The 22201-nt window shown below is 40.0% G+C and carries 20 protein-coding genes; 4 read left to right on the top strand and 16 right to left on the bottom strand.

All coding sequences use genetic code 11. From position 1 onward, the window contains the following. Positions 1 to 4 precede the first annotated feature (4 nt). The 9 genes from D0S24_RS16910 to hutH form a co-directional block, all read right to left on the bottom strand. Positions 5 to 442, bottom strand: coding sequence for a hypothetical protein (locus D0S24_RS16910; RefSeq protein ID WP_117021003.1), 438 nt, complete (start codon positions 440 to 442; stop codon positions 5 to 7). Beyond that, positions 443 to 1573, bottom strand: a complete 1131-nt coding sequence (locus D0S24_RS16905; RefSeq protein ID WP_117021002.1) for a beta-ketoacyl-ACP synthase III — start codon at positions 1571 to 1573, stop codon at positions 443 to 445. Then, entirely contained in the window at positions 1573 to 2499 is a 927-nt protein-coding gene (locus tag D0S24_RS16900; RefSeq protein WP_117021001.1) for a flavodoxin, read from the bottom strand. The genes D0S24_RS16905 and D0S24_RS16900 overlap by 1 nt, the downstream gene beginning before the upstream one ends. A 297-nt stretch (positions 2500 to 2796) precedes the next feature. Beyond that, positions 2797 to 3678, bottom strand: coding sequence for a lipid A biosynthesis acyltransferase (locus D0S24_RS16895; RefSeq protein WP_117021000.1), 882 nt, complete (start codon positions 3676 to 3678; stop codon positions 2797 to 2799). Positions 3679 to 3695: 17 nt separating this feature from the next. Continuing rightward, positions 3696 to 3938: a phosphopantetheine-binding protein gene (locus D0S24_RS16890; protein WP_117020999.1), complete on the bottom strand. Its 243-nt coding sequence runs from the start codon at positions 3936 to 3938 to the stop codon at positions 3696 to 3698. Between the two features lie 2 nt (positions 3939 to 3940). After that, positions 3941 to 5164, bottom strand: a complete 1224-nt coding sequence (locus tag D0S24_RS16885) for a beta-ketoacyl synthase (RefSeq protein WP_117020998.1) — start codon at positions 5162 to 5164, stop codon at positions 3941 to 3943. A 17-nt stretch (positions 5165 to 5181) separates the two neighbouring features. Further along, a complete protein-coding gene (fabG, locus tag D0S24_RS16880) occupies positions 5182 to 5925 on the bottom strand; it encodes a 3-oxoacyl-ACP reductase FabG (RefSeq protein ID WP_117020997.1) in 744 nt (247 codons plus the stop codon). Between the two features lie 18 nt (positions 5926 to 5943). Then, a complete protein-coding gene (locus D0S24_RS16875; protein WP_117020996.1) occupies positions 5944 to 7086 on the bottom strand; it encodes a WG repeat-containing protein in 1143 nt (380 codons plus the stop codon). 135 nt (positions 7087 to 7221) lie between these two features. After that, positions 7222 to 8778, bottom strand: coding sequence for a histidine ammonia-lyase (gene hutH, locus D0S24_RS16870; RefSeq protein WP_117020995.1), 1557 nt, complete (start codon positions 8776 to 8778; stop codon positions 7222 to 7224). Positions 8779 to 8883: 105 nt separating this feature from the next. On the opposite strand from hutH, the gene D0S24_RS16865 reads away from it, so the two are divergent. Beyond that, complete coding sequence (locus D0S24_RS16865; protein WP_117020994.1) at positions 8884 to 10125, top strand: NAD(P)/FAD-dependent oxidoreductase; 1242 nt, start codon at positions 8884 to 8886, stop codon at positions 10123 to 10125. Positions 10126 to 10166: 41 nt separating this feature from the next. Here the strand turns inward: D0S24_RS16865 and D0S24_RS16860 are convergent, their stop codons facing one another. Continuing rightward, positions 10167 to 10775, bottom strand: coding sequence for a hypothetical protein (locus D0S24_RS16860; RefSeq protein ID WP_117020993.1), 609 nt, complete (start codon positions 10773 to 10775; stop codon positions 10167 to 10169). Positions 10776 to 11176: 401 nt separating this feature from the next. Here D0S24_RS16860 and D0S24_RS16855 point away from each other — a divergent pair, with 401 nt between their 5' ends. Both D0S24_RS16855 and D0S24_RS16850 read left to right on the top strand, forming a co-directional pair. Beyond that, positions 11177 to 12385 (top strand): multidrug effflux MFS transporter, encoded by a 1209-nt coding sequence (locus tag D0S24_RS16855; protein WP_117020992.1) that lies wholly within the window; start codon positions 11177 to 11179, stop codon positions 12383 to 12385. Positions 12386 to 12586: 201 nt separating this feature from the next. After that, entirely contained in the window at positions 12587 to 12826 is a 240-nt protein-coding gene (locus tag D0S24_RS16850) for a hypothetical protein (protein ID WP_117020991.1), read from the top strand. A 48-nt stretch (positions 12827 to 12874) separates the two neighbouring features. Here D0S24_RS16850 and arsB read toward each other — a convergent pair whose 3' ends face one another. The 4 genes from arsB to D0S24_RS16830 all read right to left on the bottom strand — a co-directional run bounded on the left by arsB (position 12875) and on the right by D0S24_RS16830 (position 15635). Beyond that, a complete protein-coding gene (gene arsB / locus D0S24_RS16845) occupies positions 12875 to 13933 on the bottom strand; it encodes an ACR3 family arsenite efflux transporter (RefSeq protein ID WP_117020990.1) in 1059 nt (352 codons plus the stop codon). A gap of 3 nt (positions 13934 to 13936) precedes the next feature. Then, positions 13937 to 14569, bottom strand: coding sequence for a low molecular weight phosphatase family protein (locus D0S24_RS16840; RefSeq protein ID WP_117020989.1), 633 nt, complete (start codon positions 14567 to 14569; stop codon positions 13937 to 13939). A 212-nt stretch (positions 14570 to 14781) separates the two neighbouring features. After that, on the bottom strand, positions 14782 to 15255 hold the full coding sequence (locus D0S24_RS16835; protein ID WP_117020988.1) for a DUF6428 family protein: 474 nt from the start codon (positions 15253 to 15255) through the stop codon (positions 14782 to 14784). 47 nt (positions 15256 to 15302) lie between these two features. After that, complete coding sequence (locus D0S24_RS16830; protein WP_117020987.1) at positions 15303 to 15635, bottom strand: helix-turn-helix transcriptional regulator; 333 nt, start codon at positions 15633 to 15635, stop codon at positions 15303 to 15305. A 745-nt stretch (positions 15636 to 16380) separates the two neighbouring features. Between D0S24_RS16830 and D0S24_RS16820 the strand changes: the two genes are divergently transcribed. After that, positions 16381 to 16620 carry a hypothetical protein gene (locus tag D0S24_RS16820; protein WP_117020985.1) on the top strand — a complete coding sequence of 80 codons (240 nt, stop codon included), beginning with the start codon at positions 16381 to 16383 and terminating at the stop codon, positions 16618 to 16620. 555 nt (positions 16621 to 17175) lie between these two features. Here the strand turns inward: D0S24_RS16820 and D0S24_RS16815 are convergent. Beyond that, positions 17176 to 18384 (bottom strand): sensor histidine kinase, encoded by a 1209-nt coding sequence (locus D0S24_RS16815; RefSeq protein WP_117020984.1) that lies wholly within the window; start codon positions 18382 to 18384, stop codon positions 17176 to 17178. A 308-nt stretch (positions 18385 to 18692) separates the two neighbouring features. Then, positions 18693 to 22052: a preprotein translocase subunit SecA gene (gene secA / locus D0S24_RS16810; RefSeq protein WP_117020983.1), complete on the bottom strand. Its 3360-nt coding sequence runs from the start codon at positions 22050 to 22052 to the stop codon at positions 18693 to 18695. Positions 22053 to 22201: the final 149 nt, after the last annotated feature.

The raw sequence follows: 22201 nt of genomic DNA, 5'->3' as shown, positions 1-22201 counted from the left end.
ACGTTTAGTTTGCCAAAACGGTCTTCATTTCACTGTTCGCCATAATTTTGCCGTTGCAGCTTACCTGAATCCTTACCAAGGTAACTCCCAAAATATCGTGTAGAATGGTGACCGTCGTTATTAGTTCTTGGTCTATGGTTGGCAACTCCAATATTTCTGCGGATTTAATGGCTCCGATATAACCTGTTGGGGCAGGCTCATTTTTCAGGAAATACCGATATCCTGTATGAAGGGCTACGGACTGTGCCATATGTTCAATTAATCCGGCGGCCATAAATGTATTATTGTAGGCGAACAAATTGTTTGGTGTGGGCCTAAAGCCGGCAATCACCTTTTCTTCGGAGTAGTGGATCAACTTGTCCACCATTACAAAAGGCGCTTTTTGGGGGATCAGATTTTCAATTAGCCCTTTATCGTCTATTGTATGTTTCAATAAATTCATTTAACAGACCGTTAGGTATGCATAGGAATACGAAAACCTGGCACTTTCCGGTACGTGCAACAATATTTTATCTCCCTTTTTCAGTTGTCCCGAACTTACCAATTCCTCTAGCATTACATAGATGGAGGCTGCACCCACGTTGCCCACCTTGCTTAAATTCATAAACCATTTCTCCCAAGGTATTTCCACTCCTTGTCTTTTCAATTCCTCGTATAAATTCTCTTTAAAATAATAGGAAGAGATATGGGGTAAATAATAGTCAAAATCGGCGGTAGTGATGTGGTGCTTGGCCATAGCCATTTTTAGACTGTCCACTCCTTTGACCAATATGTTTTCGCCCAGGAGCTTAACGTCCTGTTTCATGGCAAAAAGAGATTTGTTGGCCCAGTCTTCGGCAGGGTATTCGCTCCAAGGCTTTAAATGGCCATTTTCCAATTTATCGGCACCGGCATACATACATGTTTCCATTTCAAAGGCATAGGAATACCCTTCCATCCATTCAATTTTTAGAGCGATGCCATTGGGTTCACTTTCGAGTAATACGGCACCGGAACCATCGGATAGCATCCAGCGTAAAAATTCTTTGTTAAATGCCAATATAGGGTTGTCCTCCAACTCTTTAAGGTGTGCTACCTCATTTTCAAAAATATCGGATTTCATCCAAGTTGAGGTTCTTTCCGATCCCGTACACACCGCATTGGATACCTGCCCCGCCTTAACGGCCAAGAAACCATATTTTAGGGCATTCATACCCGAACAACAGGCCCCTGATGGGGAGTTGACCTCTAAATTCCCATTTTTTAAAAAGCCGTGCACCATAGAGGCGTGCGAAGGCAATATTTGATCTGGGCTACTGGTGCCACAGGAAAGAAGTTCTATGTCCTTGGTCGTAAAATCGTCATCACATAACAGCTCTATGGCCTCCTTGGTCAGTTGGGCATTGTTATGGGTAATGTTTCCAACAGCGTCAATGGCGTAATATCTGGTCTTAATTTGGTTGTTCCGCAGGACTATACGTCTGGCCTTGGAATTCTTACCATTGATAATGCCCAACTTTTCCTCCATTTGTTCATTTTCAATAGGTTCATTAGGTAAGAACTTGGCAATCCTGGTAATGTAAACGTCTTTCATTAATTGTTCTTTAATCTAACGGATGAATAGTATGCTTTATCCCTTTTAATTTTATTGTACCGAGGTATGTAAGTCGCCAAAAATACAATAAAAACTATTGGAGCTATCACCCAAATTGCAAATAACAAATAATATTTGAACAAAACCAGCAATTTTTTTCGTTTCGGATCAGCTGCTGGTCCTTTCTTTATAATAAGGTTGGCCCATTTTGTAAACAATACATTGCCCCTTATGTCTGTCTGTATCAGCAGGGGTTTTACCTTAACGGCGCCCAATTTTAATAAATCGTCCTGTAGGTTGACGTAATCATTGGCCAATAGTGCTTTCCTTATGGGAATCCCAAATTTTTCCGACGCTTTTATATCCTTGTCGGAAACGCCCGGTTTGGGAAAAATACCAAGGTATCTGGTCTTTTTTCCTCTCAGCATCCAATGCACTATGGTAATGACGCTTATGTGATTTATATGTTGGTCTACCAAGGCGATATTGCCCACTAAGCTGGCATTACAGGATACAAGTAGGCGTTTCATTTTTTCCTGTGCCATTAACCACATGTTCCTACAGGCTATAACGGTAACTACAGGTGTTTTATCAAGAATTTTTTTGGCAAAATCGGATTTCAGAAAGGAGTTTATTGGTATCGAGGGAGTTAAATACCAGACCTGGTAACCTAGAATTATGAGGTCATATTTCTTTTCGAGGATATCGGCCTTTGGGGGCTTTATTTTACAGGGTATTTGCAGGAAGGATTCAGGAAAGGCATCATAAAAATCATCCTGTTTCCAGGGAAATTTATAATCATTTTCGGGAATTATCCTGTAATAAGTAATGTTTACATTCCCTCCACCTATGGTAGTTGCCAAATTTTTGGCAATATCCAACAACTGTCCGGATTGGGAGTAATAGATTATAAGAACTTCTTTCATTTGTTCAAATTCATTGTTTTTTATAGGTCAGACCTGTCCGACTTCTTCGTTCCCGTCCGTACCGGAACGGGCGGACAGGTGGGTGGAATTTGCCATTGAACATATCGGTTGGTATCAAGATTTGTTATGGCTCATTTCATAGGTAAGCTGTTGATATTCATTTTGATACTTCCAATAGTGAGATTTTATAAATACCTATAAGGTCTTTTACTCGACTTTTTATGTAATTTTAATGTATTTCGGATCGGTGCCTAACTTGGATAAGGTGGTCAAAACTTAGTACCGACATATCCGAACTTAGTTTTTTGCACCCCAAAAATCATAATAGTTGAACCACTGCAATGGATATTGTTCTATAATCCATTCCATGCTCTTAATATAACTGGCCAATAATCCTTCGGCATCCCTTTTCTTGAAATCGGCCTTTCTGGCATAAAGATGATAGTGTTTATTGGTTTCCTTCATAACATATACAAAAAGGACGGGAACGTTCAATCTGGATCCCATTAAAAAAGGGCCGGAAGGAAACAGCGCTTCTTTACCTAAAATTGGCGAGGTCATCAACTTGGACGTTGTTGCGTACCTGTCCCCTGTCATGCAAATTATTTCATTTTTTGCCAAGGCGGCATTCATTTCAAAGATATGGGACATATCTTCCCGTAGGATAATAAATTTGGTGGATGATTTTTTAATATATCGATCAAGGTATTCCTTTATGGCCTTATGCTCGGCATCCGTAGTAAGTAAATTGATAGTGGCGTTCCCTTCCAGTTCGTCCAGAAAAAACTCAGCTATTTCGAAGTTGCCCAAATGGGCACTGATCAAAATCCCCCCCTTTTTATCTGCCAAGGTTTCGTTTAGGTTTTCTATACCATCAAAATGATAGGAGAATTTATTTCTAAGGCCAGACGAAATTGCTACTTTGTCTAAAATGGTCTGCCCAAATACGTAGTAGCTTCTATAAATGGACACAATAGTTTTTAGGGTGCCGTAATTAAGTCTTTTACGGAAGTAATAATAGCTTGATCTAGTGCTTTGGGGGGCAAAAAAGCAAAAATAAAAGGCTACAAAATACAGGATAAAATAGGCCGATCCCAATCCGAGCCTCCTAATGGAAAAAACAAAAATCTTATAGCCTAAAACAGAACCTCTGGACTTTCCTTTCCATTGATTTGACATTTTTTGTGAATAAAATTTTAGTTTAATTTCTTCTCTATCAGATCATAAAAATCCTGCAATGTAATTACATTAATGAAATCTTCCCCAACTAATTTAACACCAAAGTTGGATTCGATGGCTACTACTAAATCAACAAAATCCAAACTGTCCAATTCAAGGGTCTTCTTTAAATTGGCCATTGGAGAAATATCATCTACATCAACTTCAAACTCATCTATAAGAAAGTTGTTTATTTTATCAATAATTACTTCTTTATTCATTTTTAATCTTTCACTTTTTTTATTAGCAATGCCGAATTTGTACCTCCAAATCCAAAAGAATTGGACAAAAATACATCAATTTTTTTATCCAGTGTTTTTCTTACAAGATTTAATTTGGCAGCATCCTCATCAGGGTTTTCAAGGTTTATGTTGGGGGCAATGAACGAATGTTCCATCATCAACATGGAATAAACGATCTCACTGGCACCCGCCATCCAACATTCATGGCCGGTCATGGATTTCGTAGAGCTTACATAGGGGCCGTTATTTCCAAAAACGGCGAATATGGCCTTGGCTTCATTGGAATCCCCTACAGGGGTAGAGGTGGCATGGGCGTTGACATAATCTATTTCACTAGGTTTTATTTGGGCTTGGTCCAAAGCTTTTTTCATAGCCAATGTAGGGCCCTCCACGTTTGGGGTAGAGATATGGTCCCCATTGGAGGAAAACCCGTAACCAATAATTTCCCCTAAAATAACGGCATTCCTTTTTTTTGCGGATTCATAACTTTCAACTATAATGGTTGCCGCCCCGCCACTGGGGACAAGGCCGTCCCTGCTTTTGTCAAAAGGGCGCGAAGCGGCCCAGGGTTCGGCATCGTTGACCGAAAATACACCAAGGCCATCAAAACTTCCCATTGCCAATTCATTTATTTCCTGCGTTCCGCCACAAATGATACAATCTTGAAGCCCACTTTTAATTAATTGATAGGCAATACCAATGGCATGTGATCCACTTGCACAGGCGGCACTTACGGTAAAATTGATTCCCGTTAATCTGAAGATGGTAGAGAGGTTCATGGTTACTGAAGAGTTCATGGCCTTAAAAATGGCTCCGGAACCAACCAGGGTAGTATCTTTTTTCTCCCTTAGTTTATCTATGGATTCTATCACGGATTTAGCCGTGCTATCATTTCCGTAGAGTACGCCAACCTCATTCTTGTCCATATATTCTTGGGATATGCCAGCATTTTTTAGCGCCTCCAAGGTGGCAACATACGCATAGGCTCCTTCCTCTCCCATACTTAGCCGTTGCCTTCTAGTAAGCAGGTCTTTCAGGTCCGGTACTTCTACCAAACCGGTTAAACAGGAGCGATATCCGAATTCCTTCCGTTTTTCGTCATAAACAATTCCTGAAGTTCCCTTGTAAAGAGATTCTTTGACTTCGCTTAAATTTTTCCCCAAACAAGAGTATATTCCCATACCTGTAATTACGACCCTCTTCATCTTTCCCAATGTTAATGTTAAGAATATATTCCTCCGTTAATATTTATTACCTCGCCTGTAATATACGATGACTTTTTGGATGCCAAAAAGGAAACCAAATGGGCTACCTCCCCTGCTTCCCCAAAGCGGTTCATAGGGATCATTTTTTTTAGCTCCTTCTCGTCAAGATCATCGGTCATATCTGTTTTGATAAAACCTGGTGCCACGGCATTAACGGTGATGTTCCTTTTTGCTATTTCTTGGGCCAAGGCCTTTGTTGCCGCTATTATTCCTCCTTTTGCGGCAGAATAATTTACTTGCCCCGGTGTTCCTTTTAGACCGGACACTGAAACCAGATTAATGATCCTACCATATTTATGTACCAATAATTTTTGGATCAAGTGATTGGTGACATTGAAAAAACCGTTTAAACTAGTATTGATTACATTGTTCCAATCCTCGGGTTTCATCCACATAAAAAGGCCGTCCTTGGTAATTCCGGCATTGTTTACGATTACCTCTATAATGGCGTCCTTGTTGGTCTCATGCCATAGGTCCAATTTATTTTGTACATCCTTGTAATCGCCGACATTAAATTGTATGGGTTCCGCCTTCCCCCCAATTTTTTCGATCTCGATTAATGTTTCTTGTGCTGCGGATTCATTTTCCTTGTAATTGATTAGAATTGTATACTCGGTATCCAGTGCGAGCTGCAGGCATATGGCTTTTCCAATTCCTCTAGACCCTCCGGTTACCAATGCAAATTTCTTTTTTTCGCCCATGTATTTTGTTAGTGTGGTTTAATTTTTTACGTCATCGAATACCTCCGCATTTTCGTACCATTTATTGCCCAAAACCTCTCCCTTACCATTTAGAAATCCCCATTCCTTATTGTATTTTACACGGGCAAGTCCGTTAATGAACCCTTTTTCCAAATTCTTTTGAAAGATAGAAAACGATAATCCGGCGGTGATATCATATTCGGGTTGTATTACCCATTTTCCAGTTTTATCTATAAACCCCCATTTCTTTTCTTTTACGGGAGCAAGACCGTTGGCGGAGAACACTTCCGCATCCTTAAAGTTGAAATCTATTACTTTTTCTCCCTTTTCATTAATATACCCCCAGTTTTTATCCATAAATACCGGGGCCAATCCTTGACTGAAATCCCTAGCCTTTTCATAGGTAGGCGCTATGACCCACTCTCCCTTGTTATTGATAAACCCCATCAATTTATTGCTCCGTGCATATGTTAATTCTGACTTTTCGGTGAAATCCCAGATCTTATCGGCATTCTTTACCGGGTTAAAGTTGCCATTGGCCACAATACCAAAAGCATCCTGCTTTTTAACCCATACACCTTTACTGTTGTAATCTCCAATTTCTTGGTTCTCAATAGGGATATAGATCTCGCCCTTTTTGTTGATCATTCCCCATAGCTCCCCTTTCCTTGCCTTTGCATATCCATCGATAAAAGGTTTTATTTCGTCAAAATCCGGTTCGGCTATTAATTTTCCATCGGTACCCAAAAGCCCAATTTTTTCACCGCTTTTAAAAAAGGCTACCCCATTGTCAAAATCATAGTATTTTTCGGATACGGGAGTTTCCAAGGTTTCCCCCGAAACATTGATGTAGTGCCATTGGTCCCCTTTGTTTACAAGGGCAAGTCCGGAATTAAATTCCTTAACATGCTCATATTCTGGTTCTATTGCCCATTCCCCGGCAGTATTGATGTACCCCCATTTGTCGCCCATTGAGGCCGCGGCGCGCTCATTGGTAAAATTGTCGGCTTTTTTAAATTGGGGCTTTATCGCAAATTCCCCGGAGGTATTGATATATCCAAATAGGCCATTTTCCCTGACCAGGGCATATTCTTGGGAGTGGGAGTAAAAAATGCCAAAAACTAGAAAAAGTGCCACTGAAAATGTAATTTTTGCTTTCATTTGAGATTTTTGTTAAAATTAAAACGTTCATATTGAATAATTGCCAAGTTGGTACTTGGTGTTTGTTAAATAATAAACAATGTCACTATTAAATTATGGATTATTTTATATAAATAAGCGCTTCAATGCCATTATTTAATTAAGCTGTCCATAAGAGTAAGTTTCTTCTTCAAAATTTAGAATAAAATTTTTGACCTTATTTATATAAGGATACATGGGAACGTCTTTGTCAGAGATAGGGGGAACCAAATTTCTAATATCATCATACATTTTTCTTGTTTTTGATGATATTTTATCCTGTACTTTCAAATATTCAATGGCCTGAACAATAGTGATCGTTTCTATGGCAAGGATCTCGAAAGTATTTTCGATTACTTTTTTGGTAATATTGGCTGCGTTGGTTCCCATGCTAACAATGTCCTGATTGTCGTTGTTGTTAGGGATACTGTGCACGTACATGGGATTGGACAACATTTGGTTTTCGGCAGTGGTGGAGGTGGCAGTAAACTGCACACCCTGCATTCCAAAATTTAAACCAAGTTTACCAAGATTGACAAATGGGGGAAGTATATTATTTAAGTTTGGATTTAGTAGGTAATTTAATTGTCTTTCTGCGAGCATGCTCATTTTGGTGACCACTAATTTCAGCTTGTCCATTTCAAGGGAAACATAGTCGCCGTGAAAATTACCACCGTGGTAAACATGTTCTTTTTCAACATCCACAATAGGGTTGTCATTGGCCGAATTGACTTCTTCAATAAGAATTTTTTCCACGTTGTTCAGCGTATCTAGAACGGGGCCTAAAATTTGGGGCACGCATCTTAGGGAATAGTATTCCTGAACCTTTTCCTCAAAAATTTGCACTTCATTGTTGCCATTGTACAGATGGTGTTCCCTTTTTCGGGTAAGGGTACTGTCTTTTAAATGATCTCTCATCAATTTGGCGATCTGCTGCTGCCCCTTATGTTTTTTGGACCGATTTAGTTCTAGGGACAAATGATCGTCATAGGCCTGTACTATTTCATTGATGGCAGAAGAACAACATATCATCCAATCCAATAACTTTCGGGTATTTATGGTATTGATCAGGCCTATTCCTGTCATTACCGAAGTTCCATTAATAAGCGCCAAGCCTTCTCTTAAGGTTATGGTAATCGGCTTTAGGTTTTCAATTTTAAAAACTTCTTCCGTTGCCCTTCTTTCTCCTTCGTAGAACACTTCCCCTTCCCCTATAAGCACTAGGGCAATATGGGCCAGTTGCACTAAATCCCCGCTGGCCCCGACACCTCCGTGCTCAAAAATTACAGGGGTAATGTTCTTATTGATAAGGGAGGTCATTAATTCGATTACTGAAATATGTACTCCTGAATGTCCCAGGCTTAAGGTGTTCAATCTGGCCAACATGGCGGCCTTGACATATTGAGCCGGAATTAGATTTCCTGTGCCGGATGCGTGGCTTCTTATAAGGTTGTACTGTAGTTGAATTCGGTCAGAATCCTTTATTTTGTATTGTGCCATTGGGCCAAAACCTGTATTTACACCGTAAATAATTTTGTTTTGGGAGAATTGGCTTAAAAAATTAAAACTATTTTCAACGGTTGCTAAAACGTCTTTATTTATTAGAATAGATTCCTCCTTAAAAATTATACTATAAAAATCCTCTATTCCCAACTTTCCTTTAATAGTCAACATGTATATAAATTCAATATTTAAAAAGTAAATTGAATAACAATTAATAAAAATAGTTATTTTGGATTGCAAATGTATGATATTTAACCAATCAATATTTTAAAAATAATGAATCAACGTATAGTCGAAGTCTTGGTAATTGGCGCAGGACCTTCCGGTTGTGTCTCGGCAGCCTTTTTGCAAGATCGGGGAATTAAAGTTCGAGTAGTTGAAAAAAATATTTTTCCAAGATTTGTTATAGGGGAGAGCCTTTTGCCCAGATGTATGGATCATTTTGAGGAAGTAGGGTTATTGGATGGTTTAAATGCCTTCGGTTTTGAAAAGAAATTTGGTGCCCGATTTATAAAAGGGGATAAGGTCTGTGAATTTGATTTTAGTAAAAAGCACACCAAGGGCTGGGATTGGACCTGGCAGGTTCCAAGAGCCGATTTTGACAAGGTTTTGGTAGACGAATTGATCAAGAAGGGAGTGGAGGTCTCCTTTGGCCATGAGGTGGTGGATGTGGTCATTGACGAAAATGGGGATTCTGAGACCACCATAAAGGATGAAAATGGGACGCCCTACCGGATTAAAGCCAAATATATTATAGATTCCAGTGGATATGGGAGGGTCTTGCCCAGATTGTTGCATTTGGACAAACCTTCCGTGCTGCCCAATCATTCGTCCATTTTTACACATGTGGTGGACGTAAATCGTCCAAAGGGTAGGGAGGGCACTCTTATCACCTTTGATGTAATAGAGACCGAAGTATGGTTGTGGGTAATACCGTTTTCCGATGGAAGAACAAGTATTGGATATGTAGGCCCCACAGAATTTTTAGAATCCTTTGAGGGAAGCAATAGTGAAAAATTGAGGCAGTTACTGCAGTTGTCCAATTATTATTACGACCGTTTTGAGGGGGTCGATTTTTTGTTTGAACCGGTTTTGATCAAGAACTATTCCAAGTCGGTAAAGCAACTTTTTGGCAAGGGTTTTGTCCTAACGGGCAATAGCGCTGAATTTTTGGACCCTGTTTTTTCTTCGGGAGTTACTTTTGCCACGGAATCGGCCTTATTGGGGGCAAAGCTTATAACCAAAGTTCTTGGAGGGCAGGCTGTGGATTGGGAAAAGGATTATTCCGATTACATCAAGGAAGGGGTAAGTGTGTTTTCTTCCTATGTTAGGGAATGGTATAGCGGTAATCTACAGACCTTGTTTTTCCATCAACCGGAAAATCCTGAAGTAAAACGGCAAATTTGTTCAGTTCTGGCGGGCTATGTTTGGGATAGGACCAACCCCTTTGTAACAAAACATAACAGGCTTATAAGGACAGTCGCACATTTCATTGACTTGGAAAATCAAAAAAAGTGAATGATGAGATCATTCACTTTTTGCAACCGATTAAAAGAGTACTAGAATCCTTTTTTTAAAATTAATTTGGCAAAGGATTTTCCAGTTTTTGCGTAACCTTCCCCTAATCTGTCCTCATTGTTAAACGAGCTTCCCCACTGGTCTCCTGGGGCATTCTCACTGGAAACTTCCAATGCTATGTGCTCTCTATTAGTGGTTTCCACGAATTTTAATAAGGTGCTCACTTTTGCGGGCTGTTTCATGACCCCGGCATCCCAGCCTGGATATACCCATATGGTTTCCACTATTAGTGTGTAATTGGCATCGGTTAAATTCTCGGCAAAAAATACGTTATGGTCCTCGTACAGGTACCTGTTCATTAATTCCAAGAATTTTGGGGCATAGATCAACTCTCTGCTGGCGTACCAGCTTTTTTCCCAAGAAGTGCCTTTTCCACGTGTTTCTTCCTCCAGTTCGGCAGAATGCTCCTTTACGTAATCTTCATTGGACAGGTTCTTTTTTAAGAGTTTCATATTGTCATAAACAAACTCTACGTTTATTTCCTTCTGATCCTTGATAAAATTAAAATCTCCTTGTATTACTTTTAGCTTTTGTCCATAACCAAATAGATTGGACAAAAATACTACTGCAATGATAAAATAGGTTTTCATATGTAGATATTTATTGTTTTTTAACTGTCATTTGTAATTCGCATATCTTTATTTATATCTGCGACCAATTTTCGATTATGCTCATTTCATAATAAATGTTTTATAGTACATGACAAAATTGTCTTTGCAAGGTTTCTCGGAAAATCTTGCGGAATTGAATTTTGTCATGTGTTAAGTAAATGTTTATAGTTTCAAATATATAGGTTTTATGATTTAAGGTAGTTTTTTTGGATTATTTTTTGGTTGGTTGCAGATAAATCGGTCCATTCGGTTTCTGTAATTCGCAGGGACCTTTGCTAGCGTTAAAAAGTTGGTTCTTTGTCTATTATCATAAATGTTATGGTTTTGTTATTTCCTTTAATATATAAGGGAATCTTGTTCCAGATGTTTAATTTTGCCGGATGCAAAATAGTCAGCAGCGACCGCAGTTCGAATTTGTTGCCATAATGGCTTCCCTAATGTCTATTGTAGCCCTGGCCATCGATGCCCTCTTGCCTGCTATGTCCACCATAGGGAAATCCATAAATAGTTTGGATCCTACGGAAAATCAAAAGTTTATAACAATGATCTTTTTGGGTTTGGGAGTCGGACAATTGGTTTTTGGGCCCTTATCTGATAGTTTTGGGAGGAAGCCTATTGTTTACATTGGTTTTGTTGTCTTTTGTTTGGCCAGTGCTATCTGTGTGCTGGCTCCCAATTTGGAGTGGATGATAATAGGTAGAATCCTTCAGGGGGTTGGACTTTCTGCCCCAAGAACAATAAGCATATCCATGATTCGGGATTCCTATAAAGGGGATTATATGGCCAAGATCATGTCTTTTGTGACCGCCTTTTTTATATTGGTGCCAATAGTTGCCCCGGCCATGGGAAAATTCTTCTTGGACCATTACGGCTGGGAAGCTATTTTCTATATGCAATTGGTGGCTACTTTAGTGGTGGGGGTTTGGTTTTGGAGAAGGCAACCGGAAACCTTAAAACCGGAATATAAGATTAAATTTTCCAGTCATGTGTTCATGGACGGATTTAGGGAATTGCTCCGATATCCTGAAACAATGGCCTTTACCATTGTTTCAGGGCTCATTACGGGAGCTTTTATGGTCTATTTGAGTTCTGCTCAGGAGGTCTTTGAGGGGCAGTATGGTTTGGCCGGTAATTTTCCCTTTGTTTTTGCAGGATTGGCAATTTCTATTGGCTTATCTACATTGTTGAACGGTACCATGGTGGTGAAATTGGGGATGCGGAGGTTGGCTCTGATTGCCATGACCCTATTTTGTACGGTTTCCATTGTTTATGTGGGCTTGTTCTGGAACTCCCATAATCCCGGACTGTGGATTTTGATCACTTTCTTGGCCATGCAATTTTTTACCCTTGGCTTTATATTCGGTAACCTCAGGGCCATTGCCATGGAGCCCATTGGCCATATAGCTGGGATAGGGGCTGCCATCACTGGTTTTATATCTACCATGATTTCCATTCCCATTGCCACCTATATTGGTAGTTTTATAGGGGATACCATTCTGCCGCTTTTTGTTGGCTTTTTAGTTTGCGGATCCATTTCCCTGGGTATTTTTATGGTGATGCGGAGACGGAGCATTTTGGCCACTGCGTAATTCAACATGAGTATTTACTTCCTTTTATTGATGAAATGTAAAATTTCATCGATAAAAGGAAATAGGATTGATTTGCGTTTGTCGATAATAACGTACACTTTATCCGATATTTTTCCTTTTAACGAGAAAAAATGCCTTTAAACGAATCGAAACCTAGTTCAATGCCCTTGCGCAAGTTATACTTAAAACAAAACGCAAGTCATGAAAATCACCTTAACCATAATCTTTGTTCTTTTTATCGGAATGGCCGTACAGGCCAAAAACGATACTTCCGAGGTTAAGGTTGAAGTTGTTGCTAGGGGTATTGTTACTGTTGTTTCCAAAAAAGAGGGTCCCTTAAAAACCGAAAACATGGTTGCCCGCCTTTATATGCTCAAAAATGCCAAGGTAACCAAAGCCTTGTCCTTCACTACCAAAATGAACAAGGCCAAATTGGCTTAAGCTCCATCTAAGTTCTTAGGCCTATTAATTTCTAAATAGCAACAAACTTTACATACTCTGGGCTGTTTCTTTGGGATAATACTTTTTTCGTAGGCGAAAGGCTACCCGGACCAATAAAATTAGTGCGGGAACTTCTACCAAGGGACCAATGACCCCGACAAATGCCTGTCCCGAATTTAGTCCGAAGACCGCTATGGCCACCGCTATGGCCAATTCAAAATTGTTTCCTGCCGCCGTGAAGGCTACCGAGGCCGTTTTATCATAATCTGCCCCCATGGCCTTGGTAAAGAAAAAACCAATGATAAACATCAGGGTAAAATAAATGAGCAGAGGAACCGCTATGATAAGGACATCCATGGGTATGGCAACGATCATTTCCCCTTTTAAGGAAAACATGACCACTATGGTAAACAATAAGGCTATCAAGGTCATCGGGGATATGGTCGCAATAAATGTATTGGAGTACCATTCCCTGCCTTTCAGTTTAACCAGGATCAATCTACTTAAAAAACCCAGTGCAAACGGAATTCCTAAATATATGGCTACGCTTTCGGCTATGGTCGCTATGGAAATAGTTACAATTGCCCCTTCAAACCCGAAGTAGGGTGGGAGCACGGTGATAAAGATCCAGGCGTAGAAACTGTAGGCAAATACCTGAAAAATACTATTAAGGGCTACCAATCCGGCACCGTATTCGCTATTTCCTTCGGCCAAATCGTTCCATACCAGTACCATGGCTATGCAACGCGCCAAACCAATGAGGATGAGTCCAACCATATATTCCGGATAGTCCCGCAAAAAAGTAATGGCCAGTACAAACATTAAAATTGGACCCACTATCCAATTCAGAATGAGGGAAATGGATAATACTTTAGTGTTTTTAAAAACCTTGGGCAAAAGGGAGTAATCTACCTTTGCCAATGGCGGATACATCATTAGGATAAGTCCAATGGCAATGGGTATATTGGTTGTTCCGTTACCAAAACTATTGATGATTTTTGGAAAGCTAGGTACCGAATAGCCTATACCTATGCCCAAAGCCATGGCTAAAAAAATCCAAAGGGTAAGATAGCTGTCCAGAAAGCTTAATTTTTTGTTCAAGGCCATTGATTACGATTTTATTTGGGAAAACACATAAAATAGTTCAGTCGCAATTTGAAGGCTTCTATCCTGATACTTTTCAGCCTGTAGCGGGGTATTGTCAAAAGCCTTTGGATCTTCGAAAGTTATTGGGATACGTTTTTCGGCGCCAGCAATAAACGGACAGCCCCCATCGGCCTGCGAACAGGTCATAACTGCTGCAAATTCCGATTTGGGATTAAAATTATCATCCAGCTTCTTTGAAAAGCCGATTATTGGAGGCTCATTTTCAGCATATTTTATGCTATAAATTGGATTTTTACCTTCTGAAATGGTTTCTATTTGGAATCCAGTATTTTTTAAGGTTTGCGCTACTATTGGAAATAAGGCGGTAGATTCCGTCCCCCCCGAATAGCATTGCACATTCTTTACATTAAAATAGTGGGCCATTGTTTGCGCCCATACTTGCGATAAGTGACTCCTTCTGGAATTATGGGTGCATATAAAATTAATTCTTATGGGTTCTTGGCTATCCGTTTTGGACTGTATATACTGGGCAAGGGGCTGTAAAATTTCCCTTCGTTCCTGGCTTATGGTATCCTTGTCCAGCTTGGGGATAAGCTGTGCTATTGGGTCATAGACCTTCGTTTTTACCGGTGTCATATTATTTTTATTATATAGTTAAAGGTTAAAACCCCGCCTGAACGTAGTCGGGCCTGCCTGCCGGCAAAGGCAGGCAGGCCTGCTCTTGATCGTTTTCTGGATGAGTTTCCATAAATTTTGTTACTCCATTGTTGGCAAAAGGCAATGATATCCGTTTTTTTACTCACTACTCACTACTCACTACTCACTACTCACTGCCAAGCGAAAGTGGTTTAACAACATCCGGAGTTGGGGGTACAGCAATTTGTCGAAGTCTCTTGTAATTGGGATAATTTAATTTTCGGTTTTTCTGCTGGTATCCCACAGTTGTCCTTCGCTAAACAATCCGTATGCTTGGTGGCCAAAAGAAAGTTGGTACCGTCAAAGTCCAGCCCAAATTTTTGAATGGTTTCCCCTTGGTACTCCACTTCAATTTCCAAGTTCCCAATTTCCAGTACCTTTTCTGATAGTTCAATGATGTGGATCAATTTTTCGGGATGGAGCCTGTGGTCATAGTCGTTGGAATCCCATAGCTGAAAATTTACAACCTCCTCCTTGCGCAGCGTACCGCCACAGTCTATGAAGTTTTTGGTGATTTTACCTACTTCCGTAACGTGAAAATTATTGGGTACCAATTTGCCGTTGGGCAATTGAAAGGCAATGGTTTCCAAATTTTCTAAAATTGTTTTTATTTCTGATAGTTTCATTTTGTTATTTGTTTATTGCGATTAAACGATTGATAAATTTAAATTTTTTAGCAGCAGTCCCCCTGCTGGGCGATGTCCTGATTTAGAAATTGGTTTAAAATCCCTTTCATTTCCAACCATTTTTCGGTATTGATACAATAGCAGACACTCGTGCCTTCCACACTGCCTTTGATGAGCCCCAGTAGTTTTAATTCCTTAAGGTGCTGTGAAATGGTGGGTTGTGCCAATCCAATTTCGTTTACCAGATCGCCACATACACAGGTATTTATTTTAAAAAGATGCTGTAGTATGGCTACTCTGGCCGGATGCCCAAAGACCTTTGCAAAACCGGCAATTTCATTTTGTTCATCCGAAAATATTTCTGTTTTGGCTAAGCCCATTTGTATTATCTAGTTAAAGGTTGAAATCCTGTCTTTGCCCGAAGGCAAGCCTGCTCCCGATAGTTCTCTGGATGAGCTGCCATAAATTTCGGGTGTCCATAGTTGGAAAAAGGGAGTATAATCCATTTTTTTTGCCTACTGCTTATCGTCAACTCATCATCCAGTCTTTATCAAGGAATGTTATAGATTATATTGATCTTAACATTGCAATATTACGATTAATATGAATTTCCACCAACTTTTTTTGATTTTTTTTTGGAATTGGCACTTTGAGTAGTGTAGTTCCTGTTATAAGTACCATTGGTTGTTGGTATAGGATTATTGACAGTAAGGAGCCATTGTGTAGTTAGGGCTTATTCAATTGGCACGAACAGTTGATTTTAAGGGGTCTATATTGTAAAGGTTTCCCTTTTGCTTACAAATATTATTTTTTTCTAAATGGACAGGATTATTTTGGCCTAAAGAAAGCTGTAAGTACTTAATTACAGAGGAAAGGTTTATTAATATCCATTTAGAACTTGAAAAATCATATATAATGAGGGCAACGGTCGGCCAAAACCATGGAAGAGTATCGGTGAAATACCAATTTTTATCGCCCAATTGATTTCTGACAGTGTTGCTTTTATCGACATTTTTATGCACTTTATCAGCGATTTTTCAGCTCAACGAAAAACAGTGCTTTTCAGCGAATTGGAACCTGGATAATTACACTTGCCCGAGTTATATATATAACAAAACGCAAGTCATGAAAACCATTTTAACCTTAATCTTTGTTCTTTTTATCGGAGTAGCTGCCCAAGCACAAAACGGTGCTGCGGAAGTAAAGATTGAAACCCTTGTTATGGATATTGCAAAGGCTACTTCAAAACAGGAAGTTGCCGTAAAAAATGAAAATCCAGTGGCGCGTTTGTATATGTTTAAAAATTCCAGGATCACAAAAGCATTGTCTTTTTCAACTCAATTGAACAAGGCCAAATTGGCTTAGTAAATGTAATAACCTGCTCTAAATGGGAGCCCAAAAAAGACCATTATGATAGTATTTACACTTTTAATCCTCATAGGCCTCGTTCTTGGCCATATAGTTGTTTTTCCCAAGACCATGGGTATTTTGAGACCTTTAAAAATACCGTCGAAACAGGATTGAGCCATAGGTTCCGATTCTATCCAAAGTTGAGTTCGCTATATATTTTATTTAAAATCAGTTGTTTATAAAACATCTGTGAGGTCGAGCGTCGAGATCTTATGGTAAAAAGCAATACAGTGAAATAACCTCTCTATTCCCCGTCCGAACAGGTCGTTCGGTACGGGCGGGCGCTTAAGGCGACAGGATAATTTTTTTTAGTTTGCAAAAAATCAATGACTTGCAATTATTTTTATGTCGAACTCGCGTTATCCAAAGATTCTCCGTCCATAGGGTGGGGCCAGCCCGTTCGGATGGGTCTACCTTGTCGGAAGGCAGGACCGGGACAGCCTTTTGGACAGTTCAAGGTGAGGGGAAATAAGGAAGGATATACGAATAGGTGTATATAGTGCGTTGGACTCAAGTCTTAAAGGAATGTTGTATATCCGAAAATTTGAAAATGTAGTTCGTGCCTTTTTTGGAGGGGTCCCTGTTTATGGTTCCCTTTAATTGCCGGGACAGATTATGGATAAGCTTTAGTCCCAACGATTTTGTGTTCTTATGACTGATGCCCTCGGGAAAGCCTTCACCATCGTCCCCAATATAAAGTATATAATCCTTGTTGTTCAATTTTACAAGTTCTATATGTATTTCCCCTTTATCATCATCCTTTATTCCGTATTTAAGGGCGTTGGTAATTACTTCGTTGATCAACAGTCCTAACGGGATGGCGGTATCTATCCCGAGTTTAATGTCAGGGATCTTGATGTTAAGGGTAATATTATTGTCCGTTCCTTTAAAGGACCGTATTAGATAATCACTTAATTCCTCTACATAGGATTTATATTCAATTTTGGATAGATCATGGCGCATGTACAACATCTCATGTACCATGGCCATCGAAATTACCCGATTCTGACTGCTTTTTATCAAGGTTTTTATTCTGGGCTCCTCAATACTCCTGGATTGAAGACTAAGTAGGCTGGATACGGTTTGAAGATTATTTTTTACCCTATGGTGAATTTCTTTTAAAAGCGTGTCTTTTTCACGGATACGGGATTCATTTTCATTTCGGATCCTGTGTAATTCATTATGTGCCTTTATAAGGTTTTTTCCTATGACCCCCCCTAATAGGTATACGGAGAAAAGAATACTAAAAAGGGCAAAAATATTTTTGCTTTCTACAGGGACAACATTTTCCGTAAAATTAAATTCCGCAATACTCTGGGAGTATATTAGAATGATAATCAGTAAGTTTAAGTTTAAATAGATCCGGCCATACACCTTTGTACTGATATATCCGGCAAAAACCACCAGGGCCAGCACAAAAATAAAGGGACTATTAATGCCACCACTGTATATGGTAATAATAACGGAAGTGGCCAAGGCCATTATTGAAGTAATATTGTATGTTAACCCCAATAGTTTATGCCTGTGGTACATAAAGGTGTTGGCCAAATTTAAAGTTCCAAAAACAATAAAGGCAGTGGGAATTATTTGAGTTATCTTCAGTAAAAATATGCAGATAATACCGAAAATAATGGAGAGGACAGAGGAAATATAGTTAACCCTTAACGTTAAACGGACTTTGTCCTTTAGTCGGTACTGATCCTGATCGGGTATTTGCATTAAAATTTGGTTATTGGTTGTATTCTAAGGGTAAAGATAATCGTTTGAATTAAAGTGGGATGAATTTAAAGGTTAAAACAATACTTTTATGGTAATCCTACAAGCCTTGTAGGTTGAATATAGGATCTATTGATTTGCGTCCCAACTTCTCGGCTTCTAAATTCATTTTCAATGCTACTTTTCCGTCGGAGAAACCTTAGCCTAATTATAAATATATTAAAATTTGGACAATAAAAAAGCGACGCCTTTGGCTGGGCATCGCTTTTTTTTGCATACTTCTTTAATTATAAAGATGTTAGGGGTTTTTGCTAATCTTCTATAATCACCCATTCACCTTTGTCCAAAAGCGGTTCCGCCTGTTTGTATTTGACCGTCTTGCTTTCACCGGACATTACATTCTTGATAGTGATTCTTTCGTTTCTCCCAATTTTGGCCTTTTCCCGTACAATGGTTTCGGTTACCTGTGGCCGTCCTCCCTGATTTTGGCCTACAGCCCTGCTTTGGGCGGACATTTCATCATTGTTGGGAATTTCTTCTTTGGAGGTCTTTAAATTTTCCTTTGGCCTGCGAATATTTCTAGCTTCTTGGATCTCCGGACTCTGTGTTGGAAGCTCTCCTTTGAAGAGGAAAGAAACGACTTCTTTGTTTACCTTTTCTATCATTCCCTTGAAAAGTTCAAAGGCCTCGAATTTGTAGATCAATAAGGGATCCTTTTGTTCGTGTACGGCCAATTGAACGGATTGCTTCAACTCGTCCATTTTTCGCAGATGGGTTTTCCAAGAATCGTCAATGATGGCCAGGGAAATGTTCTTTTCGAAATCCGTTACCAATTGGTTGCCCTTGCTTTCATAGGCCTCCTGAAGATTGGTAACTACGTTCAAGGATTTAATCCCGTCCGTAAATGGTACCACGATTCGTTCAAACTTGTTGGCATTGTCCTCATATACCTTTTTGATAACCGGGAAAGCCGTGGCGGCATTGCGCTCCATTTTGTCCTTGTAATGGGCATATGCCGTCTTATAGATAACATTCGCCATTTCCTGTATGCCCATTTTGGCAAAGTCGTTTTCGCTAATGGGTGAGGTGATGGAGAAATATTTTATAAGTTCAAATTCAAAGTTCTTATAGTCGTTGGCCGCCTTATTGGTATCCACAATTACCTCACAAGTGTCGTAGATCATATTGGCGATATCTACCTTAAGACGCTCCCCTTGTAGGGCGTGGCGCCTTCTTTTATAGACTACTTCCCTTTGGGCGTTCATAACATCATCATATTCCAACAATCGCTTACGGACTCCAAAATTGTTTTCTTCCACTTTCTTCTGTGCCCGCTCAATGGATTTTGTCATCATGGAATGTTGGATAACCTCCCCTTCTTCCAAGCCCATTTTATCCATCATTTTGGCTACTCTGTCCGAGCCGAACAATCGCATAAGGTTGTCTTCCAAAGAAACATAGAATTGCGAACTTCCCGGATCTCCCTGTCGTCCAGAACGTCCTCTAAGCTGTCTGTCTACCCTTCTGGAATCATGGCGTTCGGTTCCAATAATGGCCAAACCGCCTGCTTTCTTAACTTCTGCACTCAATTTGATATCCGTACCACGACCTGCCATGTTGGTAGCTATGGTTACCACACCTGCATTTCCGGCCTCGGCTACAATATCTGCCTCCTTTTTGTGCAATTTTGCATTAAGTACATTGTGGGGTACTTTCCTGATCGTCAACATACGGGAAAGAAGTTCGGATATCTCTACGGAGGTAGTACCAATAAGTGCCGGTCTGCCGGATTGTGAAATTTTGGTGACCTCGTCTATAATGGCATTGTACTTTTCACGTTTGGTCTTGTAGATCAAATCTTGCCTATCATCTCGTGCAATGGGTCTGTTGGTAGGGATTTCCATCACATCCAACTTGTAAATTTCCCAAAATTCCCCCGCTTCGGTAACGGCCGTACCGGTCATTCCTGCCAGTTTGCTGTACATCCTAAAGTAGTTCTGCAGGGTTACTGTGGCAAAGGTCTGGGTCATTGCCTCGATCTTTACATTTTCCTTGGCTTCAATGGCTTGGTGCAGGCCGTCGGAATAGCGGCGTCCATCCATAATACGGCCAGTTTGTTCGTCTACGATCATGACCTTGTTCTCCATTACCACATACTCTACGTCCTTTTCAAAAAGGGTATATGCCTTTAAAAGCTGGTTCATGGTGTGGATACGCTCACTTTTTATGGCGAAGTCCTTGAACAAATCCTCTTTTAGTTCGGCTTCCTTGTTAATTTCAAGATCCTGATTCTCAATTTTTGCAATTTCGTTGCCAATATCAGGCATTACAAAAAAGTCTTTGTCACCATCCCCTGATAAATATTCCACTCCCTTTTCGGTAAGCTCTATCTGATTGTTTTTTTCATCGATAACAAACCAAAGTTCTTCATCTACCTTCGGCATTTCACGATTGTTATCCTGCATATAAAAGTTCTCGGTTTTTTGAAGTAATTGTTTTACCCCTTCTTCGCTTAAGAACTTGATCAAAGCCTTGTTCTTGGGAAGGCCCCTATGTACGCGTAGCAAAAGGAAACCACCTTCTTTGGTATCTCCCTCGGCAATCAATTTTTTGGCCTCTGCCAAAACGCCTGTTAAATAGGCGCGCTGTTTGTTGACAATGTCGCCTACTTTGGGTTTCAGCTCATTAAATTCATGTCGATCACCCTCAGGTACCGGACCTGAAATGATCAAGGGGGTCCGTGCATCATCTACAAGAACGGAGTCTACCTCATCCACAATGGCGTAATTATGTGGTCTTTGTACCAGGTCACTGGGGGTATGGGCCATATTGTCCCTAAGGTAATCAAAGCCGAACTCATTGTTGGTACCATAGGTAATATCCGCGTTATAGGCTGCCCTACGTCCGTCGGAATTGGGTTGGTGCTTGTCTATACAATCTACCGAAAGTCCGTGGAATTCAAATATTGGTGCCATCCATGCACTGTCCCTTTTGGCCAAATAATCGTTCACTGTAACCAAATGGGATCCGTTTCCCGTTAGTGCGTTTAAATAGAGGGGCAGGGTAGCGACCAAGGTCTTGCCTTCCCCTGTATGCATTTCCGCAATCTTTCCTTGGTGAAGGGCAATCCCGCCGATCAACTGGACATCATAATGCACCATGTCCCAGGTAACCTGCTTGCCGGCGGCATCCCAGGAGTTTTTCCAAATGGCACTATCACCATTCAGGGAGACATAATCTTTGGAACCGGAAAGCAGTCTGTCGTATTCGGACGCTTTTACTGTAATGGTTTCATTATTGGCAAAGCGTTTTGCTGTTTCCTTAACAACGGCAAAGGCTTCGGGCAACAAATCGGTCAGGGTCTTTTCGGAAATGGTGTATATCTCCCCTTTCAGTTTGTCTATTTCTGCATAAATATCTTCGTTCTTGTCTATGTCCGTCGACTCCTTGACCTCTTTTAGCAACTTCCCTATTTGCCCATTGATCTCCTTACAGTCTTCTTTTATTTTGTTTTTGAAAAAAGCCGTCTTTTCCCGAAGTTCATCGTGGCTTAATTTTTCCAAGGCTGCTTCGAACGATTTTATTTGATTGACCAAAGGTTGTAGGTCCTTGACGTCTTTCTTTGATTTGTCCCCTACAAATACCTTTAATACCGAATTTAAAAAACTCATAATGATTTATGTTATTAATGAAAGGCTAGGTAAAAGCCTTTTCCAATATACGTACACAAAAAAATAGTAGGCAGGTGCAATGCCATCTTTGGGATATAAGATTTCCAACCCCAAAATTACGTAAAAAAAAAGCCTCATATGAGACTTTT

This window comes from Arenibacter sp. P308M17, assembly GCF_003426735.1.
In the GTDB taxonomy this organism is placed as follows: domain Bacteria; phylum Bacteroidota; class Bacteroidia; order Flavobacteriales; family Flavobacteriaceae; genus Arenibacter.
Note: the sequence above shows the minus strand (reverse complement) of the source record. Positions and strands in the feature narration are given on the sequence as shown.